The organism is Stakelama pacifica (assembly GCF_004361835.1).
Lineage (GTDB): Bacteria > Pseudomonadota > Alphaproteobacteria > Sphingomonadales > Sphingomonadaceae > Sphingomonas > Sphingomonas pacifica.
This window is the reverse complement of record NZ_SNWD01000019.1, coordinates 1-19,975: the sequence shown is the minus strand read 5'-3', so window position 1 is coordinate 19,975 and position 19,975 is coordinate 1. Positions and strand designations below refer to the sequence as shown.

Genomic DNA, 19,975 nt, shown 5'->3' with positions numbered 1-19,975 from the left:
CATGCTTGGGTTGGCGAACGCGCGAGGAGAGGGCGATGTCACGTCTGACCGGGACCATGCTGGCGCTGCTCGTCTCGGGCGGGATCGCTCCTACCGCGGCGCACGCGCAGCGCGGGGAGACCGTCGCGTTGCGCGAAGCCTATCCGTGCCGGCGCTGATGATAGGAGAGATTGGATGATGAAACCCCTTCTGGCCGGCGTTCTCGCCGCGCTCGCCGCCCCGGCCTGGGCCGCGCCCGACTGGAACAAGGTCGATGCTGCGCTCGGCCGACCGGGCACCGAACAGGCGGGCGGTGTCCATCGCTACGGCTTCCCGCGCTCCGACCTGCACGTCACTCTCGACGGCGTGGCGATCAAGCCAGCACTGGCGCTCGGCTCCTGGGCGGCGTTCCAGCCGATGGGTGACGACACTATGGTGATGGGCGACCTGGTGCTGACGCACGAGGAGGTGAACCCGGTGATAAGCCGCCTCTTGGCCGGCGGCTTCACGATCACCGCGCTCCACAATCACCTGCTGCGCTCCGCGCCCGCCACCATGTACCTGCACATCGCCGGGCATGGCGACCCGGTGAAGCTCGCGACCGCGTTGCGCGCCGCGCTGGCGGAAAGCCGCACCCCGCTCGCCGCGCCGTCCAGGGACTCGCAACCGCCCTCAGCCGGGGCCGGCAGCTCGCCGCCCGTCGATCTCAACACGGCCGCACTTGACGGCGTGATGGGGGCCAAGGGCAAGCCGAATGGCGGCGTCCTCCAATACAGCTTCCCGCGCGCGGAAAGGTTGATGGATGCCGGTATGGTCACGCCGCCCACGATGGGAACCGCGACCGCGATCAACTTCCAGCCGACCGGGGGCGGCAAGGCCGCGATCACCGGCGATTTCGTGCTGGTAGCGAGCGAGGTCGATCCGGTCATGCGCGCGCTGCGCGCCAGCGGGATCGAAGTTACGGCACTGCACAATCACATGCTGAACGACGAGCCGCGCCTGTTCTTCATGCACTTTTGGGCGAACCAGGATGCAGCCAAGCTCGCCCGCGGCCTGCGCGCTGCCCTTGACAAAATGAACCTGCAACGAAGCTGACGATCAGGCGATCGGCTTTTCGGGCCGTCATCGCCGCCCGACCCCGACCACGGCCCGATGGGCAACTGGAACAGCGCTGGCAAGACAGTCGAGCTGTTCGTGACGCCCGAAGGCCAGGTGCTCGGTAGCGAGGAATGAAAATGCGATTGAGGCGTGTCAGCACCTTAAGCTCGGACGCGCCCCTTCACCCGGCCCAGCCGGGTTCGGAAAGGACGAAAACGGTGAAACGTGCAACCATGATCTTGGCGCTGATGGGGGCGGTCGCTCCTCATGCTCCGGCGCTGGCGCAAACCAAACAGTCGGACATGCAAGGTGCCGCGCTTCTCGCGAGCTGCCGCGCCGCGGAGCAGAGGTGTGGAGCATATCTCCAAGGCGTGCTGGACATGATGATCGTCGCGCGAAAGGCCGAGTGCGGCGCGCCGCGCGATGATCGTGCGGCCTTGCGTGCGGCCTATCTGCGCTGGGCGGAACGGGACAGCTATTTTCAGAGTGTCCACATGGTCGCGGGGGCCGAACAGGCCTTGAGTTCGGCTTGGCCGTGTCCGGGGCAAGTGAACCGCTAACAGGCTCCCCTAAAGCTCTCAGCTACTTCGCCTTGATCGTGGCAAGACACTCGGCTCAGCCTGTTCAACAATCGGTCGTTTTCTGAACAGGCTAACCGCAAGCTCTTGTCATCTTTAGGGGAGCCTAACTGCATCCTGACGCTGGCGAAGGTCAGTCGCCCAACGATTGAGTGCGTCAATCTCCGCGGCTAAGGCCTCGGGACGGGGCAGGGGACGATTCAACTCTCTCGCCGATGAGTGAAGCAATTCGGAGCATCGTCCAAAACCATCGCGCATGGCCTCGCAATCGGCAGGGCTAATCACCGTAAGCTTGATGAGGCCGCCCGTGCTGACCTTGTAGGATAGCCGGCGCAAGACATGCCCCACCGTTTCCTCAACGGCGGTCTCCCACGTATCGCGCAGAACACCGGCGATCGATTTGACGGTCACGCGCCAATTATCCTCGTCGCCTTGCTCGAAATGACGCCGTTCGTTTGCGAGCTGGCGGGTAAGGGCGCCCATGATTTCGACGGCGCGGCGCGCTTTGAAAGGGGGCTCGTTGCGGCAAAATCCAGCCTTGTCCGCTCCCCGCGACACTGATCCCATCGACACTTGCGGACGTGGCTGCGCCTCTTGGGCGGCTCGCTCCAACTCGAACAGGAAAGCGAGGTCATGGGTTAACACGATCACCTGCCGGCGCGAAGCTTCATCGATGAGACGCTTCGCCACAGCCTCTCGATGCATATGGTCGAGCGATGACACCGGATCATCGAAGACAATCCCGGACTGATTGCCGGCGGTCGCCAGCTCGGCCATGAACGCCGCTAGAGCAACACAGCGATGCTCCCCTTCGCTCAAGACCTCACCCACAGCGGCCCTGGGCTGCCTGACAAGCGCCACCTTGAAGCGGGGAATGCCTTGTGCGCTGTTCTGCTGGCGCAACTCGACGGCTAGGTTCGCTATCCCAAAACTCGCGACCTCAACCGCAAATTGCGCGCGAAGTGCGTCTGTGACGAGCGCCTGCGCGATCTCGGTGCTCTTGCCCGTTATACGATTGGTCGTGGTCGCGCGCTGCGCTACCTCCAACTGCGCGATCTCACCGCGACGTGCGATCTCCGCAAGCACGTCGTCCTTAACGCCGGCCAGCCACTGGCGATCGGTAAGCTCCGCTTTCTCGGCGATCAAAGCGGCACGGACCGGCGAGCCTGCTTCGGCGATGAGCGCGGCGGACCGGGCCTCAACTTCCGCCGCGAGATTGATGATGGCTTGGCGGTCATAGGCGAGGATGGGGGCCTCAAGCACCAGTGCCGGATTGGCGTGGCGGCGAGCGATCCAACGGTGACGCCAGCGAGCCTCCACCAAGTTTCGGCGTAGATCGTTCGCTACAGCATCCTGGCGCAGCTCGTCACGTATGGTCGCGACAATGGCGCGCGCATCCGAACCACTCAGCCCGCTGCTGCGGAACGTCGTCACGGCATCCTCATGCGCGACGCGCGTTGCCTCGGCACGTTGCTGGCTATCGTCACGAACGAATGCCTCAAAGCGACCGAGGCGATCTGCCGCCTCCGGCGCGAGTTCCTGCTGGCACAGAACGCACACATCACCCGGCTCGATCGCCGGAAACGGCTGGCCTGGGTATGCTTCCTGCTCGGAATAGGTCCGAGCGCTTTCCCATAGCCCACGCCATGCGTCGCCGCCGATCGCCGGCAAGGGCTCGTCCCGAAACAGGGCTCCTGATGCCGCTATGGCCGCCTCCCGAGCCGCCTCCCTAGCTGTGGCAAGCTGACGCAGCCTTTCAGCATTTGCCGGAGCGAGGGCGCTGAACAGGCGGTCTAATGATGCGACCTGGTTATCGATCTTTGTCCTCAACGCGGCGAGCTGACGTGCGGCACGCGCGGGATCACCTGCGAGATCAGCGGTAATCTGGGCGAGGCGATCCAACTCGCCCTGGTTCAAGGTCGCTAGGGCTTCCACCGTGGCGGGATCAGTACCTGCGGCCAAGCCGGCGAGGAGACGGCCTACCTCGCTTGTCGGGCTGCATGTCGGCACCGAGATAGCTTGCGGCGTACGAGCCTTGATCGTTGAAATCTCGCCAGCGAGCTTGTCCTTCACCGACCTGCAGAGCTGCGCGAGCGAGGCCAGCAGCTTCAGCGGGAAGGGTGTATAGGCGAGGTCGTTCGTTTCCTCGACGTGGATATTGGCGCAACGAGAGTCGAAGACGCTGACGGCGGTGAGCGCGGCATCGCCTGGAGTGCCAAGCCGCCACACATAGGAATGTTCAGCGCCGCCTATTGTATAGTCGATCGTTGCCGTGGGAATGCCGGGAACAGCCTCGTAAATGTCGGGGATGATGTCTTCGCGATTGGGCGTCCTGGCACGGCAAGCTTTTTTCAGAATACGCGAATAGCCGGATTTGCCTGATCCATTGTCACCATAGATGATCGTTAGGCCATGCGGCTGAAAGGCCAACCGCTGATCGGGCGCCAGCGCATTAACGTGGTTCACGCCATGGACGCGGCGGAGATTGACTTGGCCTTGAATGCGGGCGGGATCACGGAAGTTGTCAGCAGACACGGGGTCGGCCGCTACCTGGCCCTTGCAGATGGCAACCAACTCATCGACATCATGGTCGGCGAGGCTATGTCCTGTAGCTAACCGACGAAGCGCGTCACGCTGCCAGCCAGGACTATCCTCCGACCAAGTGACGATGTTCGCGAGTGCCTGTGCTTCGCTCATTGTTGTGATCGCCCCTTCGATCTCCCCCAATTGGGTTCTGTTGATTACACCTGACGCAGTTCGTCCAAAAAGCTGGTCAGCACATGCTCAAGGTCCGGAAATACCGGGTGCTCCTCAAAATGCCGGCTTAGCTCCGTCTCGATCGTTGCCGGCGATTTGGCATCTTCCTTGGACTTTTCCGCCCATTTCCGGCCGGGATGGAGCGTGTCCCACGGCGAGCGCTTATTGGCTCGGGTGGTCGCGTCATCTCCATGCTTGCCCAAGCCATAGAGTATGCTCGTCTCGCTGTTCCAAATCGGCCGGAACAGATGGATCATGTAATCCTCGGCCGCCGTTTCCCAGCCGCTCTGAACGACCAGCGATCGGAACTGAAAGTCGGCAAGGTCGAGCGTGGTGATGGCCGTACCGATGTTCTTACGGTGGTCTGAAAGACGCCCACAAAGCCGCGGCCCCTGCTCCAGCGGGGTACGGGCATTGTTGATCGCGGGCGCGGCCTGGCCGACGTAGATTGGCGTCTCGCTTCCGCTGATGGGCGCATACAGCGGAAATGGGCCGTTGTAGTAGATGGCGTAGATGCCGGAGCCATAGAAGCGCGGTATCTCGGCCAACGGGTGACGCTGCTGCGCGACCAGCGCGAGCGAGACGAACCGCCCCACCACCTTGGGATTGCTGGGATCAAACACCGCCGAAGGCTGCCGGATCGGGTCCAGCGTGTTCAGAAAAGAGCCTAGCTCCTCGATGACACCCCGGATTTCCTTCTCAAGCGTCCGTCGCCGCGGCGCCGACAGGGTGGTCGAGGTCGTCTGTTCGATGAGCTGGTCGAGATTCGCGCGCAGTTCGGCGATCGGCGACGGCGCGGGTGTGGGTTTACGGCTCATGCGGCGGTCAAATGCCTCGCCACGTTCTCTCCAACGGCCTGCGCGAGCTTCACCGGGACGGCGTTGCCGAGCTGGCGCATGGACTCGGTCCATGAGCCATGAAAGCGGTACTTGTCAGGGAAGGTCTGTAGCCGGGCGCTCTCTCGGACGCTGAAATAGCGCACGCTTCCATCGGCGCGACGCAGCATGTTCTCGCCCCCCGGGACACCGTGGACGCCCGCCTTGAGCGTCTTGGCTGGTTCATCAAGCGGACTGCCAGTGTGGCCCACATAGCTGCGGGCGCCACCTTGGAATCGATGGTTGAGGCAGGCAGCCGCGAGTTCCGGCTGAAGCTCCGGATCAGGAAGGTCTCCGATCGCGTCCCGCACGGTCAGCCACGGCTTGTCCGCCGGCTTCTCCAACAGCGCCATGCCGCGGGCGCGGAAGCGTGGATCAAGCACCCGGTCGCGCTTGGCGATCTCGTGCCGCTCCCAATAGTCACCCGTTCGTACCTGCTCCCATAGCAACGCTTCGAGCGAGTGGGTTGCCTCCGGGAAGGACCATTCAATGCCAAGGTCCGCGCGGAAGCCGACGAACACGACACGCTCACGCCGTTGTGGCACCCCGTGATTGGCTGCGTTGAGCACCCGATACACGACGTTGTAACGCAGCTCGTCCGAACCGCCCTTGGCGGTGTGGTGACGCTCTAGGCGCGCCATGTGCTCCATCCACGTCTCGCCCGGCCGCAACGTGAGTTCGGGATAGGTGAGCTGGTGGACGATATGAGCAAGGTAGGTGGCGAAGCTCGCCCTGGTCAGCCCCTTCACGTTCTCAAACACGAACGCGCGCGGGCGCGTCTCGCGCACAACCCGGACAGCTTCCGGCCACATGTCGCGCGCGTCGGCATGTGCTCGATGCTTCCCGCCAAGGGAGAATGGCTGGCAAGGTGGTCCACCCGTCACAAGGTCGATCTTGCCTTCGTGCTGTCGAAAATCGACGGCTCGAATGTCACCCTCGGTCGGCAACGGCCAATGGCTAATACCACCCGCCTTTACCTTGCGGTTCTCTCGAATCGTATCGCAGCACCAGCGATCCCATTCGACCACCTGCATGGGACGGAATCCCGCCTTGCTGATCCCCATGCCCAGCCCGCCGGCGCCGGCGAATAGCTCAATGGCCCGCATGGGCGTTTCCTTGGTCGTCATCGAGAAATCCACGTATTTTGTTCTTCAAGTGTTCCGTTTGCCCGCATTCGCATTCCCAAACAACCAGCTCCCGCCAGCCCTTTCGGTCCAGCATCGCACGATTGCGCTCGTCTCGATCGCGGTTGCCCTCCAGCTTCGGTCCCCAGAAATCCTGCCGGGATTTTGGCATTCGCGCCAGTTTGCAATTCGGATCGGGATGACGATGCCAGAAACATCCGTGGACAAAGATGACTTTCTTCCGGCCGCGAAACACAAGGTCGGGGCTACCGGGTAGACGCTTGTCGTGAAGCCGATAGCGGTAGCCCATGCCATGCACGATGCGGCGCACCAGCATCTCGGGCTTGCTGTTCTTGCCCCGAATGCGGCTCATGCGCTCGGAGCGGCCTGCCGGGGTGAGAGTGTCCGCCACCCTAACGCCTCGCCTCGGGCTCGATCTTGATCGTGCAGCGCACCGCCTCTCGCGCCTTATCCGCGCGCTTCCGGCACGCCTCCAGCGCCTGCCGGTTAGCGGTGACGATCCGATCGCCTGCCGCGATGTTGGCGAAAGCGTCCGGCGCGCTGGCGCGCATGAGGTGCTGGCCGCCTTCCCACATCGGCAGGTCGAGCGAGCGCGCCGCCATCTTCTCCGGCCATTGCCAGCTCGCGGGCACGGCGCGGGCAACGATGCCGGCGAACACCGCCCACAACATCATCCCGACCACCACACCGCCGATCGCGCTCCACATCAGCCAGCGGTTCTGCTCGTCGCCCCGGCGCGCTGATACGACGTAGCCGTGAAGCTGGCGGGTCACGTCCTCCAGGCCGGTGCGCGCCGTGGCGATCGTCTGCCGGTCTTCCTGGCGCGCCGTGCTCGCCGCTGCGGTGATCCGTCCCGCCAACTGTTCGGGCGTCATCGCCAGCATAGGGCTTTTGACCAGCATATCGACGCGCTGCGCGGTGGCGGTGATATTGTTAGCGATGACGCCCAGCGTCTCGGAATAGTCGGGCGGCTCGGGCACCTCCATGCGCTCGGCCGTCAGACGCTCGACGGCACGGCGCATCAGCGTCACCTCGGCGCGCAGCTCCTGGAACGCCTGCGCGGCTTCACTCGGCCCTTCCTCATCCGCCATCACGTCTTCCCCTTATCGGCTCATGCCCCTGTCGCGCTCGCGGCCGATCCCGATCGACTGCTCCAGCGATCTCTCGATGCTTCGGCCGCGCTCCAGTTTTAGCTCCAGCTCGGGCGCACGGCGCTCCAGCGCCTTCGCCAGCTCGGGGTCGCGGCGTAGCCCCTCGGCCATCACACCCATGCGCGTGGTAGCCTTTTCCACCCGCGCCTGGTCGCCGCCTGCCCGCTCGCGCGCCAGCCCACGCCAGCTCTCCACGAACCGGTCAGCGCGCGCGCCGGGGTCGAGCCGCACCCGGCGCTCCTCGGCCATCGCGCGCACCGCACCGCCTGTGTTGCCCCCGGCCGCCTGCCCGATCAGCCCGGGATCGCGACGGAACGCGGAAGCGAGATCGCGCGCGCCATCAGGCCGCACCTGATCCAGCGCCTCGCCGGCGCGGCGCAACGCGCTCTCCTGATGCGGCAGCACCGGCAGATCCTGCGCGCGCATCCGGCCTATATCGGCAGACGCCCGCGCATAGCGTTCAATTGCCCTGGCCTGGTCCGGCTTGCCGCCGATCGCCGCCTCGGTGCGATCCGGGGTAGGTGCCTTCTCCGGCGTGGCGGCAGGCTTGGGCCGAAAACCCGCGAACATATCCTTGGCCTTGTCGCGGACCTGATGGACGATTTCCCGCGCCCGCTCGGGCCAGCGTATCTCCCGCCGCTCGGCGAAGCTGCGCGCCCTGTCCTCATCGGACGGCACGGCATAGTCGCCGGCCATGTCCTTGGCGCGGTCGCGTGACAGCGTGCGGGCAAGCTTCGCCAAGTCGGCGAAGTCGTCACGGCCATAGTGGAGCTGCACCCCGTCACGGTGCCGCGACATGCCGACATAGGCGCTGTGCCGGTCCATGCCCGGCGTCGCGAGGAGGTGCGCGCGATCGACAGTCACGCCCTGCGACTTGTGGAAGGTAGCGGCATAGCCGTGATCGACCGCGGCGTAGTCCTTGAGGTCGAACGCAGCGTGCCCACCCCCGTCGAGCCGTACCGCCATGTGCCCGCCGTCGATCCGCTCCAACGTGCCCAGCGTGCCGTTCTTCACGCCAAGCGAGCGCTCGTTGCGCAGGAACATGATGCGGTCGCCGGCCGCGAAGTCGCGCGCGCCCCGATCGACGGTGACGCCAACGTCCTCGCCCAGCCCGCCCGACGCGCGCACCCGTCCGCGCGCCTCCTGGTTCAGCTCGCGCACCTCGGCATTGGTGTGGGTGAGGATGATGCGCGTCTGGTCGGGATCAGCCTGGCGCTGGCGATCCCAGCCTTCCACCAGCTCGGCGCGGGCCTGCTCGCGCGTATCGGCCGCGTGGACCATGCCGCAGTCGCCATAGGCGTGGATCGCCTCGCCCGTGCGGCCGGTCGCCAGTGCCCGCGTCGCGTCCTTCTGCCAGCCTTCACGCTGTCGGCGAACCTCGGTGATTTCGGCCGCGCCGTGCGCTTCGGCGATCGACCGGAACGCCGCGCCGGCTTCGATCGCCTGCAACTGCTCGGGATCGCCCACCAGCACCACCTTGGCGCCCGCGTCGCGGGCACGGGACAGCACCCGCTCCATCTGGCGGGTGCCGATCATGCCCGCCTCGTCCAGCACCAGCACGTCGTTGCGCGTGAGCTGGTCGCGGCCCTGTGCCCAACCATGTTCAAGGCTGGCGATGGTGCGGGACCGGATACCTGATCCGCCCTCCAGATTCTCGGCCGCGATCCCGGACAGGGCGGCGCCGCGCACCTGATAGCCCTCGCGCTCCCAAGCCTCGCGCGCAACGCCCAGCATCGCCGACTTGCCCGTGCCGGCATAGCCGATGACCGACGCCAGCCCGCGGCCCTCGGTGATATGGTCGAAGGCATCGCGCTGCTCGCCCGACAGGACCAGCCCGCGTCCTTCCGCAGCCTCCAGAGCGCCGGCACGGTGCCGGTCGGACACACCATGCGCGTCGCGCCGCGCCAGCTCGTCGCCGGCTTTCTCCAGACGCGCCTCGGTCGCAATCATCTCGCGGGACGTGAACCGCTCCTGGTCGCGCCCGTCTTTGCCCAATGCCACCAGCTCGGGACTGGCCCGCACCGCCGCCATCACCTGGTCGAACTGCTCCTTGCCATCCGAATGACGGAAGGCGAACGCAGCAAGATCGCGGGTGGTGAAGGTCGCCTGTTGCCGTGTGATGCCGTCGAGCGCGATGCGCGGGTCGGCCGCGATCTTCTCGCCATTCTCCCGCGCGATGCGCCGGTGATCCTCGGCACGCTCGGCGTCCTCGCCGCGGTCGAGCCGGCGCATTCCTGCCGGGCCGATCTTGTGCTGCGGCTCCAGCGCAATGCCCTGGTCTTCATAGGAACGGTGGTCGATCCGCCCCTCCAGCCCCAGCTCCGCCATGCGCTCGTTGACATGCGCCGCCCACGCTTCGCGCCAGCCCTTCAACAGCTCGGTCGAGTTCCAGTCCCGGACCTTCTTGCCGAACCCCTCCTGCCCAACTTCGCGCATCGCCAGCATGACATGCGCGTGCGGCTTCGGGCTGCCATCCTTGGCCTTGTCCCAATGCACGTTGAGGTCGGCGACCATCCCGCGCTTCACGAACTCCTTCTCCACGAAGTCACGAGCGAGCTGCACGCCCTGCTTCTCGTTCATCTCGCGCGGGATCGAAAACTCTACCTCACGCGCCAGTTGCGCGTCCTTGCGCTTCTCTCCTGCCTCCACCTCGTTCCACAGCGTCGTCCGATCCAACAGGCGCTCCGGTGCGTCCTTCGGCAGCAGCACTTCGGAGTGGATGACGCCCGCCTTGTTGGAGAAGTCGTGGCTGCGTCCAAGCCGCGCATCGTGCAGCTCGGATGCGGAGCGATAGGCAGCGGACGCAACGGCGCTGGAGCCGTTCGCACGGCTGATGACCTTGGCGCTGAAATGATAGATCGCCATCGCGACCGGCATGATGCACTTCTTAGCGCACGTCGGCAACGACGTATAAGCGCGCACTCACCACTCTCTGCCGTTCGCGTGATTGACTTGGCCGCATTTCATGATGGAACCGCTGTCCTGCCAGCGCGATCGTGCTACTGTGCGGCTCCTGTTCGACGGGCGCGAGGGAGAGAGTGATGCGAAAAACGCGCGACTATGACGCCGAATTGCGGGCACTGAGCGACAAGGCCAAGTCTATCAAGGCCAAGAAGATCGAGCAACTTGGGTTACTGGTGACGGCAACCGGGGCCGATGCGCTCGATCTCGACACACTCGCCGGCGCGCTGCTCGCTGCCGTGGAATCGGCCGACGCTGGCGAAAAGGAGGCGTTGCGCTCGCGGGGCGCGGCCTTCTTTCAGGGACGCGGGCGCAAGGCTGGGCGACGCTCTGGCGGCAACGGCGAAAGCGGAAACCAGACTGGCGCAGGCGAGGCACAGGGTTGAAGCCGCCAAGCGCCGCACCGATACGAGAGGATGGGTCGTGCAGCGCCGCGAACGCACCCGCCATCTCATAGAGCTGGGCGGCCTCGTCCAGAAGGCCGGCCTCGTCGAATTGGCCGACGACGATCGCGCAACGCTCTACGGCGCGATGCTCGATCTTGCCGCCCGCGCGCGTGATGATGGCAACGCGCTCGCGCTCTGGAAGCGGCGCGGCAAACGTGCGTTCGACGCGGAAGCGGAAGGACAGGACAGCAAGGAACAGACCGCCCATGACTGACGACACCTCGCGCCTTTCCTGGCAGCTCCTGATGGTCGGCCCCGGCATCGACCACATCACCCCCGATATTCAGGACAAGCTCGCAACCCTGCTCGATCTGCTGCCCGCCACGGCGATCATCAACGTCCAGACCGACGCCGGCTATGTCACCGTCTCACGCGACTGGCCCAGCCATCGCATGGAAACCGTCGATAGCCTGGTGGACGCCATCGCCGCCGCTCAGGGCATCACCGCTATCGACCTGCCCGAAGCGCGCTGACCATGCGCGCCGGCCTCGATCATCTTCCCGCCGCCAAGCGCCGCGAGCTGGAACGGGTCGCCCGCGTCCTGTTCGATGAATTTGAGGATGCCGTCAAAACCAAGCTCTCCGACAAGCGCAAGGGCGGCCGCATCCTCAAGCTGATCCTGTTCGGCTCCTACGCGCGCGGCGATTGGGTCGAGGATCGCGCCAGCGGCTATATCTCCGACTATGATCTGCTCGTCATCGTCAACTCCGAGACCTTCACCGATCTGCAACATGGTGGGCTGTCGCCGACGATCATCTGGTGCGCGAGCTGACCGTCACCCGCCAGCTCGCCACGCCCGTCAATTTCATCGTCCATTCGCTGATGGACGTGAACGACCAGCTCGCGCGCGGCCGTCCCTTCTTCGCCGACATAGCCCGCGATGGGATCGCCCTCTACGAAGCGCCGGGACAGCGCCTCGCCGTGCCGCGCCAGCTCGACGCGCAGGAACGCCACGCCGAAGCCAGGGCGCATTATGACAAGTGGCTCCCCGATGCCGCATACTGCCTGACGCTCGCCGAATATGCGATCCGCGACGGCGAGACCAACCATGCCGCGTTCATGCTCCACCAGGCCGTCGAGCGCGCCTATCATGGCCTGCTGCTCGTCCTGACGCTCTACGCGCCCAAATCGCACCGCATCGGCATCCTGCGCTCGCTTGCCGAAAATCTCGATCCCCGGCTGATCGAAGCCTGGCCGCGCGATACCCGCGCCGCCCGCCGCCATTTTGCGCAGCTCCAGCGCGCCTATGTCGAGGCGCGCTATTCCCATGCCTATGAAATCACCCCCGACGAACTGGCCTGGCTCGTTGACCGCGTGAAGCATCTCCACACGATCGCCGCCGCGATCTGCGCCGAACATCTCGAAAACGACAGCGGGAGGGAATCCTGATGATGGAATGGTTCCGCCAGCTCGGCCGCGCGATCCGCAACCTCGCGCGGCTCGCGCGCGAACAGCCGATATGGGCGATCACGGCCCTCGTCACCAGCCCGGTCGCCCTCATCCGCCACCTGTTCGGCGTCCTGGTCCTGTTCCTCATCACCGGCCTGGTGCTGGGGCTTGGGGTGCCGCTCATTCTTGGCAGGCTGCTCGGCCTGGCCCACGATTCCCATATCTATCAGACCGTCATGATGCTGACGGCGATCGTCGTCATCCTCGTCGCGCTGCGCGCCCTCTTTCAACCGCTGATCCTGAGCTACGGCGGCCCTGCCGGCGATGCCACGCACGGCTCGGCCCGCTTCGCCACCGATCGGGAAACTCGCCCCCTCGCCCAAAATGGCGACGGCCTGCTGATCGGCCGCGACCGCAAGAACGGCAGGCTGCTGCGCTATGCCGGCCCCTCGCATCTGCTGACGATCGCGCCGACGCGCACCGGCAAGGGCGTGGGGACCATCATTCCCAACCTGCTCGACTATCCCGGCCCGGTCGTCTGCATCGACCCCAAGGGCGAGAATGCCCGCATCACCGCCCGCCATCGGGCAAAGTTCGGCCCGGTCCATGTCCTCGATCCGTTCGGGGTGACGGGCCTTCCCGGCGCTGCCTTCAATCCGCTCGATCGCATCGACCCTGCCGGCCTCGATCTCGCCGACGACTGCATGACGCTGGCCGACGCGCTGGTCTATGACGCTCCCGGCGAAGCCGGCGAGGCGCATTGGAACGAGGAAGCCAAGGCGCTGATCGCCGGCATCCTCCTGTGGGTGGCGTGCGACCCGGAATCGCGAGGCCAGGACCGCACGCTGGAAGCGGTGCGCGACTGCCTCACCTTCGCGCCCGATAATTTCCAAAGGATGCTGCGGGAAATGTCGCGCAGCACGCAGGCGCGCGGCCTGATCGCCCGCGCCGCGAACCGCCACCTGGGCAAGTCCGATCGCGAGGCCGCCGGCGTGCTGTCGGCCGCGCAGCGCCATACCCATTTCCTCGATTCGCCGCGCATGTCGGCCGTGCTGGGGCGCTCGGATTTCACCTTCGCCGATGTGAAGGCGCACGCCACCACCGTCTATCTGGTGTTGCCGCCCGATCGGCTCGCCACCTATGCCCGCTGGCTGCGCCTGATGCTCGCGCAAGGGCTGACCGATCTGGCGCGCGCGCCGTCCTCCCCTGCCCGCTCCGTCCTGTTCCTGCTCGATGAGTTCGCCGCCCTCGGCCGCCTCGAACCCGTCGAGCGCGCGATGGGCCTGATGGCCGGCTATGGCATCCAGCTCTGGCCGATCCTGCAAGATGTTCACCAGCTCCGCGCGCTCTACGAGCGCCGCGCCGGCACCTTCCTGTCCAACGCCGGCGTGCTGCAAGTGTTCGGCGTCAACGATCACGACAGCGCCAGGCTCGTCTCCGATCTGCTCGGCCAGGAGACAGTCGTGTTCGAGACGATGAGCCGCGCGATCGACGCGGAGGAAACCGGCATATCGTTCGGATCGCAGCATGTAGCGCGGCCGTTGCTGACGCCGGATGAAGTCCGCACGCTGCGCGAGGATTTGCAGCTCCTGTTCCTTGCGGGGCAACGGCCGATCGTCGCCGCCAAGCTGCGCTACTACGCCGATCGCGAGTTCGCCGGGAAGTTCGACAAGGCGTGAACGGACACTATCGACGAAGTGAAAAAGGCCGTTTGCTGTATAGTGTCAGAACTGCCGCCAAGGGCGGAAGGATAGAATATGGACCAACGCGTCATTGATCTTTGGGACCGGCTCATGGCCTATGGAGAGAGCGGTTCCGCACCTCTTCCGGCGATCCGCGACGAAGTGTTGGAGCTGCACGAAGCGATCACCGATGAGGAAAGCCGGCTCGGCCTCATGCGGATATTCAATCTCGTCTGCGATCTTGTGGCGGTGCATCTCCAAGAGACGAACGGCGATCTTGAAGCCTTCGCCCAGCACCGGCAGGGCCAGATATGGATGTTCCTGCGCGCGGAATGTCTTGTCGATGGCGCGTTGGACCGGAGCCGGCTGCGATATGTGACATGGCGCGAAGTCCAGGCCGGCCGCATGACCGAGGATGATCCGCTGCGCCGCTACGCATTGGGCGATGACTCCGCCTTTGATGAGCTGATGGCCGCGCCGACGCCACCGAAGCGGACGCGCCACTAGGCGCGAATGTATAGGCGTATACAAATATACATGTTCGCCGTCTGTTCGCCCTTGGCGTTGTTTAGCGAACTTTCCGCGCCCTGCCCTGCCGGCTCTTGGCGTAGGATTCCGCCCTCTCCCGCAGCAATGTTCGGGGCCAAATCCGTGAAATCGTTGCCTGGCGCACAAACCTTGAGGCTCGCCGTTTCGATCCCCGACCTCGCGAGGATCTAGCTTTCCAGAAATCGGCCGCATGGGAAGCCCGTAGAGCGCCATTGCCGCTTGGACCCTCCCCGGCCTGCCAAACGTCCAGAATGAAGCCCAGCGGCCCGGAAATCGCCCCTGCTGCGACGTTTCCGCCTCCCCTGCCCTCTCGGCTCGATCACCGCCCTATCCGCCTGGCTTTCCTGGAAAGCCAATTGCGACGGTGCCGCTGGCGCTGTGGTGTCGATAGAAGCGGGGCGTTTAAACGATCCTCAATCTAGCAAAAAGCGTGCCGGCGAAGCCGGCTCATCATGGGGATGCCGGGTGGGAGGATCGCAAAGCGATCCGGGGCGGCCGAAGGCCGCGAGCCGGCGGGGGCGAAGCCCCCAAGAGGCGGCGCTTTTCTTCCCTCTGACCGGTGCCGGTAGCGCGGCGCCAGTGGATCACGCTGCCTCTGTCCCGAAAATCAGGACAAGTTGTTCGATCTGGCGGGACGCTGGTGGGTGAAACCACGATGATCCGGCGTCGAGTGGGCGCTGCGGTTAAAGTTATCCACAGGTCGGCCTAGTGTTAATATATGGGTTAAAGAATCGTGTTACGGGATTTTGGCGGTTTCATAAGCAACTGAAAATATTATAATAATCGGGCGTTTTTTTGCCCTCGGCGTCAACGAAACCCCGAATCTGGTGACTCCAGAACCCCGAATCTGCGTCAACGAAACCCCGAATCGCGATCACCCGTCAATGAAACCCCGAACTTTTCCGTTGCGTCAATGAAACCCCGAATCTACGGTGCGCGTCAATGAAACCCCGAATCGAGCCTGACCGTCAACGAAACCCCGAACTCCCGCTTGCCGTCAATGAAACCCCGAACGGCGCGGAGGGACGCCCTCCCCTGCTGCCTGTTCGCTACCCCGATCCCGATCTGTTCATTTGCGATGTTCTCGACGCCATCCCCAAGGATGACATGGCCTCGATGGAGCATCCGATTTTCTCGCTCGCGACCAAGCCCGATCGGCGCGTGTTCCGCTATGAGCATAACGGCAACAAGCTCGAAATCGTCCCCAGCGTCAAAGGGCTGGCGACGATCCACGACAAGGATATTCTGATCTACTGCATCTCCCAGCTCATCGGGAAGATGAACCAGGGGGAGCGACCGAGCCGCACCTTGCACCTCACTGCTCGCGATCTACTGGTGTGGACCAACCGGCAAACCGATGGCGACGGCTATGACCGGCTGCGGAGCGCGTTCGAGCGGCTGTCGGGGACGCGGATCACCACGAATATCAAGGCCGATGGCGAGGAAATCACCGAAGGTTTCGGCCTCATCAATGAATGGCGGATCGTGCGGCAAACCCGCTCCGGCCAAATGTCGGAAATCAAGGTCACGCTATCCGACTGGCTGTTCAAGATGGTTGAGGGGCGCAGCGTCCTGACGCTCCATCGCGACTATTTCCGCCTCCGCAAGCCGCTCGAACGGCGTATCTACGAGCTGGCGCGCAAGCATTGCGGCGCGCAGGAAAAATGGTCGATCTCGGTCGAAACGCTACAGAAAAAGACCGGCGCGAGTAGCCATTTGCGCGTGTTCCGCTCGATGCTGCGCGATCTCGTCGCGCACGATCATCTGCCCGACTATGCCGTGGAAATGAACGGCGATACGGTCACGTTCCGCAATCGCGAGGCTCTGGATACGGTCGAGGCGATCGAGGCGGAACCCGAGCGGCCCTATATCGACCCCGAAGGCTTCCACGACGCCAAGAGCGTTGCGCCTGGCTATGACGTTTACGCGCTCTATGACCAATGGGTGTCATGGTGGATCGACAGCGGGCGGCCGGAACTGAAAAGCCCCCGCGCCGCCTTCATCGGCTTCTGTCGCAACAAGCACAAGACTGCCCCCTTGCGCTAGTATAGATGTATAGATGTATAGGTGTATAATTGTATACATCTATACTAGCCGGCGATGCGCCCCCTTCCCTTCTTCACAAACAGGTCGTCCAGCGCCTCGCCCAGCAGGCTTTGAACGGTCGTCCCTTCCTCGGCCGCGATAATGCGAAGCTGCGTGCTGACCTCGGGAGGGAAATGCCCGCCAATCAGCTTGGTCCCCTGTCGGCCGCTCGGCGGGGCCTTGCGGGTCACGTCTACCGGCTCGATCGCCGACGCTGGGGCCGGGGCCGCGTCTCCGTCCGCCTTGGCGCGGTTCAGCACCGCTTGCAGACTGTTTCCGCCCTTCGCCATCACGCCACCTCGGCCTGATTGTATAGGCGTATATTTGTATACTCGTATAGTCGGCGGATTTCGTCGGCCGCTGGCCCATGCGGCTCGAACTCCTGCACGGCCCGGCCTGCGGCTTGGGCGCGGAAAAAGGCTTTGCGGTTGCCGATCGTCACCGGGCAAACCGTCGCGCCTAGCTCCGCCACGGCCTGAATCGCATCGCCAGTTTCCTGACCTTGCGGGGGCACGAAGGTAAGGACCACGGCAAAGGCGCGGTCGAGCTGGCGCACCACGTCGAGGGTGTGCGTCATGCTCATCGTGTCGAACACGGCCGTCTTAGTCGGGATCAGGATGAAATCAGCGTGACGCGCTGCCTCATAGGCCACGTCGCGCGCGACCGCCGCCCCGTCGATCACGACAAGATCGGTGCCGGCGTCCTCGCAGGCTTTGAGCATAGCGGGCAGGCGCACCGGCTGAATCGACGCCACGGCGGGCGTGTCGAGCTGGCGCACGTCCTTCCAGAACGAGGCCGTCGCCTGCGGGTCCAGGTCGATGATCGCGGCGACCTTGCCCGCCTGCTCGGCCGCGACTGCCAGACAGGTCGCGAGCGTCGTTTTCCCAACGCCGCCTTTCTGTGAGAGAATGGCGAGAACCTTCATGCTACACTCCTACACGTATAATCCTATACTTGTATACACAATAGACCGGGAGGGGAAGCCCTGTCGTTCCCGAAATGACGATAGGGAGGCGCTGAATCTGAAATGACGAAAGCGCGCCGCATCATTCCTCCGGTTCGGCGTCGTCATCGTCCAGCGGCTCATGCTCCATCTGGCCGTGATCCTCGATCGGGCAAAGCGGCGCTCCGGCCTGCTCAAGCCATTTGCGCGCGGTCCTCACGGTATAGCCGCACGTCGCGCACTCGCATTTGAGCATCCGGGTTTTCTGCTTCTTGGGCGCGGTCGACTCCCCGTCCGTGTCGAGACGGGCATGGGGGAGGGGGCCAACGCACTCCAGGATCGGCGCGATGGCCGCAAGGAACGCCTCGCCGGGGGTGGTGGCGCGCATCGGCCCGACCAGCCCCAGCCCAAGGGCGACCCGTTTAAACGTCTTCCCATGCCCTGCCGGGATGCCGACAGCGGCATGGACCAGCTCATGCGCGAGGATGGCTGCGATCTGCGCCGGCATCGCGTCGGGCGCGTGCGCCAGGTCCGGGCGGATGAAGATTTCAAAATGCCCGTCCGCGCTCAACCGATTATCCCAGCACTCGCCAATCGCCTTGGCCTTCGCGCCTCTGCTGGTGAAGCCGATCGCCACGCGCACGCGGTCGGGCAGGGGGGCGTCCAGCACCTCGAACAGCGGGGCCATGCCCGCCGCCACCGCATTGAGCCAGCTTTCGCGGGTTTCGTGGGTCATCGTCCTTACTCCCTTCAAATCGCCTGTTCGGCGATGGCCATGCCATCGGCCGGAACACGGACGCCCAAGAACGCCGGCGAGAGAGGGGGGCAGCGGGATTCGATGGGGGTGGTGCGGCCGCAGCGCAGCGAGGCACGGCCCCGTCTAATCCCGTTGCGGGGGAGAGGCGGCCGGGACCGCCTTTCCCCCTTCAAACAGGATCGACGCCGGCGCACGCCGGCACCATGAAGCGAGACCCGCTTGCGATCTCGCCCCCGCCATGTGGGTCGTCACCTTGGGCCAAGACCGCTTGCGGGCTTGGGGAACGAAGCGAGTAGGGCCACGGTGCCGCGCCAGCGGCAGGCGCCGCCCCCTAGCCTGGATTGAAATTGTTGCTCAACTGAGCTACATTATCGGCTTGACTAAGGAGGTTCCAATGGCCGCTACCGCTTTCGTGCGCGCGCGCATCGACGAAACATTGAAGGATGAAGCCGCCGCCGTGCTGGCCGAGCTGGGGCTGACCGTCTCGGATGTGGTCCGCATGACCCTCACGCGGGTCGCCAAGGATCATGCGTTGCCGTTCGAGCTGAAGGTGCCGAACGCCGAGACGCGCGCCGCGATCGAGGCGTCCCGCGCGACGATGAAGGCTCGCCGCGCCCGTTTCACCGATGCCCAGGAAATGTTCGATGCCCTCGACCAAGAAGCCCGCCAGCAGTAAGCGGGCGGCGTTCCCAAGAGAGGCGTCCTACGAAAAAAGGTTCGTCAAGGATTGGGAGCGGCTGTCGCGCAGCGGGCGCTACAACATGAAACAGCTCAAGGAGGCGATGATGATGCTCATCGCCAACGACGCGCCGTTAGGCCCGGAATGGCTGGATCATCCGCTGAAAGGCGATTGGAGCGATCATCGCGAGTGCCATATCGGCGGCGATTTCCTGCTGATCTATACGATTGAGGGGAATCTGGTGAACTTCGTGCGCGCCGGCACTCATGCGGAACTGTTTGAATAGCCATGCGCGTAATCTTCATTCGCCACGGCGAATCTACCGCAACGCCGGCGTGCCCTGCCACGATCTCGGCGCGATCGAGCTGACGGAGCTGGGCCAGGAACAGGCACGCGAAGTCGCGGCGAGCTGGATAGAAGCGCCCGCGCTCATCGTCACGTCGCCCTATACCCGCACGCAGCAGACGGCTGCGCCAACGATCGCGCGCTTTCCCGGCGTGCCGGTGGAAGTGTGGCCGATAGAGGAGTTCACCTATCTGCAACCGGCGCGCTGGAACGGCACGCGCAGCGCGGAGCGGATGCCGCACCTCGAACGCTATTGGAGCGCGGCCGATCCTGATTATTGCGACGGGGAAGGGGCGGAGAGCTTCGCCACCCTGCTCCGGCGCTGCGAGGCCGCGCTGGCGCGGCTCGCCGCCATGCCGCCCGCCTCGCTGGTCTATGTGTTCGGGCATGGGCAGTTCATCCAGGCCGCGCGCGCGATCGTGGCCGACGCTCATCTTGACGATCAGGCAAAGATGCGCGCCTGTTCCCCGTCAGCACCAATGGCACAGATTTGAGGTTGTGATTTAAGGAGGATTTGGGCTTCGTCGTAGTGATGAAGGAACGAAGATGAAGCCCA

Annotated in this window: 20 protein-coding genes and 2 pseudogenes; 13 read left to right on the top strand and 9 right to left on the bottom strand. The window is 64.6% G+C overall.

Features of this window, described 5'->3' with window-relative positions; genetic code table 11:
- Positions 1-35 precede the first annotated feature (35 nt).
- The 3 genes from EV664_RS19695 to EV664_RS17835 all read left to right on the top strand — a co-directional run bounded on the left by EV664_RS19695 (position 36) and on the right by EV664_RS17835 (position 1,637).
- Complete coding sequence (locus EV664_RS19695; protein WP_267903937.1) at positions 36-158, top strand: hypothetical protein; 123 nt, start codon at positions 36-38, stop codon at positions 156-158.
- Positions 159-174: 16 nt separating this feature from the next.
- Positions 175-1,074: a DUF1259 domain-containing protein gene (locus EV664_RS17840; RefSeq protein ID WP_018251370.1), complete on the top strand. Its 900-nt coding sequence runs from the start codon at positions 175-177 to the stop codon at positions 1,072-1,074.
- A gap of 221 nt (positions 1,075-1,295) precedes the next feature.
- On the top strand, positions 1,296-1,637 hold the full coding sequence (locus EV664_RS17835) for a Rap1a/Tai family immunity protein (RefSeq protein ID WP_133497062.1): 342 nt from the start codon (positions 1,296-1,298) through the stop codon (positions 1,635-1,637).
- Positions 1,638-1,751: 114 nt separating this feature from the next.
- Here the strand turns inward: EV664_RS17835 and EV664_RS17830 are convergent, their stop codons facing one another.
- The 6 genes from EV664_RS17830 to traA are packed head-to-tail and all read right to left on the bottom strand — an operon-like array spanning position 1,752 to position 10,448.
- A complete protein-coding gene (locus EV664_RS17830; RefSeq protein WP_037477229.1) occupies positions 1,752-4,352 on the bottom strand; it encodes an AAA family ATPase in 2,601 nt (866 codons plus the stop codon).
- A 44-nt stretch (positions 4,353-4,396) separates the two neighbouring features.
- Complete coding sequence (locus EV664_RS17825; RefSeq protein ID WP_018251380.1) at positions 4,397-5,230, bottom strand: Eco29kI family restriction endonuclease; 834 nt, start codon at positions 5,228-5,230, stop codon at positions 4,397-4,399.
- A complete protein-coding gene (locus EV664_RS17820; RefSeq protein WP_229668350.1) occupies positions 5,227-6,414 on the bottom strand; it encodes a DNA cytosine methyltransferase in 1,188 nt (395 codons plus the stop codon). The genes EV664_RS17825 and EV664_RS17820 overlap by 4 nt, the downstream gene beginning before the upstream one ends.
- Positions 6,380-6,823: a very short patch repair endonuclease gene (locus EV664_RS17815; protein ID WP_020493517.1), complete on the bottom strand. Its 444-nt coding sequence runs from the start codon at positions 6,821-6,823 to the stop codon at positions 6,380-6,382. Before EV664_RS17815 ends, EV664_RS17820 begins: the two co-directional genes overlap by 35 nt.
- A gap of 1 nt (position 6,824) precedes the next feature.
- Complete coding sequence (locus tag EV664_RS17810) at positions 6,825-7,523, bottom strand: DUF6118 family protein (protein WP_018251383.1); 699 nt, start codon at positions 7,521-7,523, stop codon at positions 6,825-6,827.
- 12 nt (positions 7,524-7,535) lie between these two features.
- The gene (gene traA / locus EV664_RS17805) at positions 7,536-10,448 is read right to left on the bottom strand and encodes a Ti-type conjugative transfer relaxase TraA (RefSeq protein WP_026189171.1); all 2,913 of its coding nucleotides are present in this window, start codon (positions 10,446-10,448) and stop codon (positions 7,536-7,538) included.
- Between the two features lie 176 nt (positions 10,449-10,624).
- Between traA and EV664_RS17800 the strand changes: the two genes are divergently transcribed.
- The 7 genes and pseudogenes from EV664_RS17800 to EV664_RS17765 all read left to right on the top strand — a co-directional run bounded on the left by EV664_RS17800 (position 10,625) and on the right by EV664_RS17765 (position 16,656).
- Positions 10,625-10,930: a conjugal transfer protein TraD gene (locus tag EV664_RS17800; RefSeq protein ID WP_017501677.1), complete on the top strand. Its 306-nt coding sequence runs from the start codon at positions 10,625-10,627 to the stop codon at positions 10,928-10,930.
- A 37-nt stretch (positions 10,931-10,967) separates the two neighbouring features.
- Positions 10,968-11,204 (top strand): conjugal transfer protein TraD, encoded by a 237-nt coding sequence (locus EV664_RS17795; protein ID WP_017501678.1) that lies wholly within the window; start codon positions 10,968-10,970, stop codon positions 11,202-11,204.
- Positions 11,197-11,463, top strand: a complete 267-nt coding sequence (locus tag EV664_RS17790) for a hypothetical protein (RefSeq protein ID WP_026109288.1) — start codon at positions 11,197-11,199, stop codon at positions 11,461-11,463. Before EV664_RS17795 ends, EV664_RS17790 begins: the two co-directional genes overlap by 8 nt.
- Positions 11,464-11,465: 2 nt before the next feature.
- A pseudogene (locus EV664_RS17785) lies at positions 11,466-12,379 on the top strand (HEPN domain-containing protein).
- A 2-nt stretch (positions 12,380-12,381) separates the two neighbouring features.
- Positions 12,382-14,058, top strand: coding sequence for a type IV secretory system conjugative DNA transfer family protein (locus tag EV664_RS17780; protein ID WP_133497075.1), 1,677 nt, complete (start codon positions 12,382-12,384; stop codon positions 14,056-14,058).
- Between the two features lie 78 nt (positions 14,059-14,136).
- On the top strand, positions 14,137-14,568 hold the full coding sequence (locus tag EV664_RS17775; RefSeq protein WP_017501681.1) for a hypothetical protein: 432 nt from the start codon (positions 14,137-14,139) through the stop codon (positions 14,566-14,568).
- A 984-nt stretch (positions 14,569-15,552) separates the two neighbouring features.
- Entirely contained in the window at positions 15,553-16,656 is a 1,104-nt protein-coding gene (locus EV664_RS17765) for a replication initiator protein A (protein WP_004213366.1), read from the top strand.
- 44 nt (positions 16,657-16,700) lie between these two features.
- Here the strand turns inward: EV664_RS17765 and EV664_RS17760 are convergent, their stop codons facing one another.
- The 3 genes from EV664_RS17760 to EV664_RS17750 form a co-directional block, all read right to left on the bottom strand.
- The gene (locus EV664_RS17760; RefSeq protein WP_017501683.1) at positions 16,701-16,985 is read right to left on the bottom strand and encodes a ribbon-helix-helix domain-containing protein; all 285 of its coding nucleotides are present in this window, start codon (positions 16,983-16,985) and stop codon (positions 16,701-16,703) included.
- Positions 16,985-17,620, bottom strand: a complete 636-nt coding sequence (locus EV664_RS17755; protein ID WP_017501684.1) for a nucleotide-binding protein — start codon at positions 17,618-17,620, stop codon at positions 16,985-16,987. Before EV664_RS17755 ends, EV664_RS17760 begins: the two co-directional genes overlap by 1 nt.
- 121 nt (positions 17,621-17,741) lie before the next feature.
- Positions 17,742-18,374 (bottom strand): transcription elongation protein SprT, encoded by a 633-nt coding sequence (locus EV664_RS17750; protein WP_133497061.1) that lies wholly within the window; start codon positions 18,372-18,374, stop codon positions 17,742-17,744.
- A 415-nt stretch (positions 18,375-18,789) separates the two neighbouring features.
- On the opposite strand from EV664_RS17750, the gene EV664_RS17740 reads away from it, so the two are divergent.
- The 3 genes and pseudogenes from EV664_RS17740 to EV664_RS17730 form a co-directional block, all read left to right on the top strand.
- Positions 18,790-19,071, top strand: a complete 282-nt coding sequence (locus tag EV664_RS17740; RefSeq protein WP_017501687.1) for a type II toxin-antitoxin system RelB/DinJ family antitoxin — start codon at positions 18,790-18,792, stop codon at positions 19,069-19,071.
- Entirely contained in the window at positions 19,040-19,360 is a 321-nt protein-coding gene (locus EV664_RS17735; RefSeq protein ID WP_026109291.1) for a type II toxin-antitoxin system YafQ family toxin, read from the top strand. Before EV664_RS17740 ends, EV664_RS17735 begins: the two co-directional genes overlap by 32 nt.
- A gap of 2 nt (positions 19,361-19,362) precedes the next feature.
- A pseudogene (locus tag EV664_RS17730) lies at positions 19,363-19,880 on the top strand (histidine phosphatase family protein); the annotation flags it as partial.
- Between the last annotated feature and the right edge of the window lie 95 nt (positions 19,881-19,975).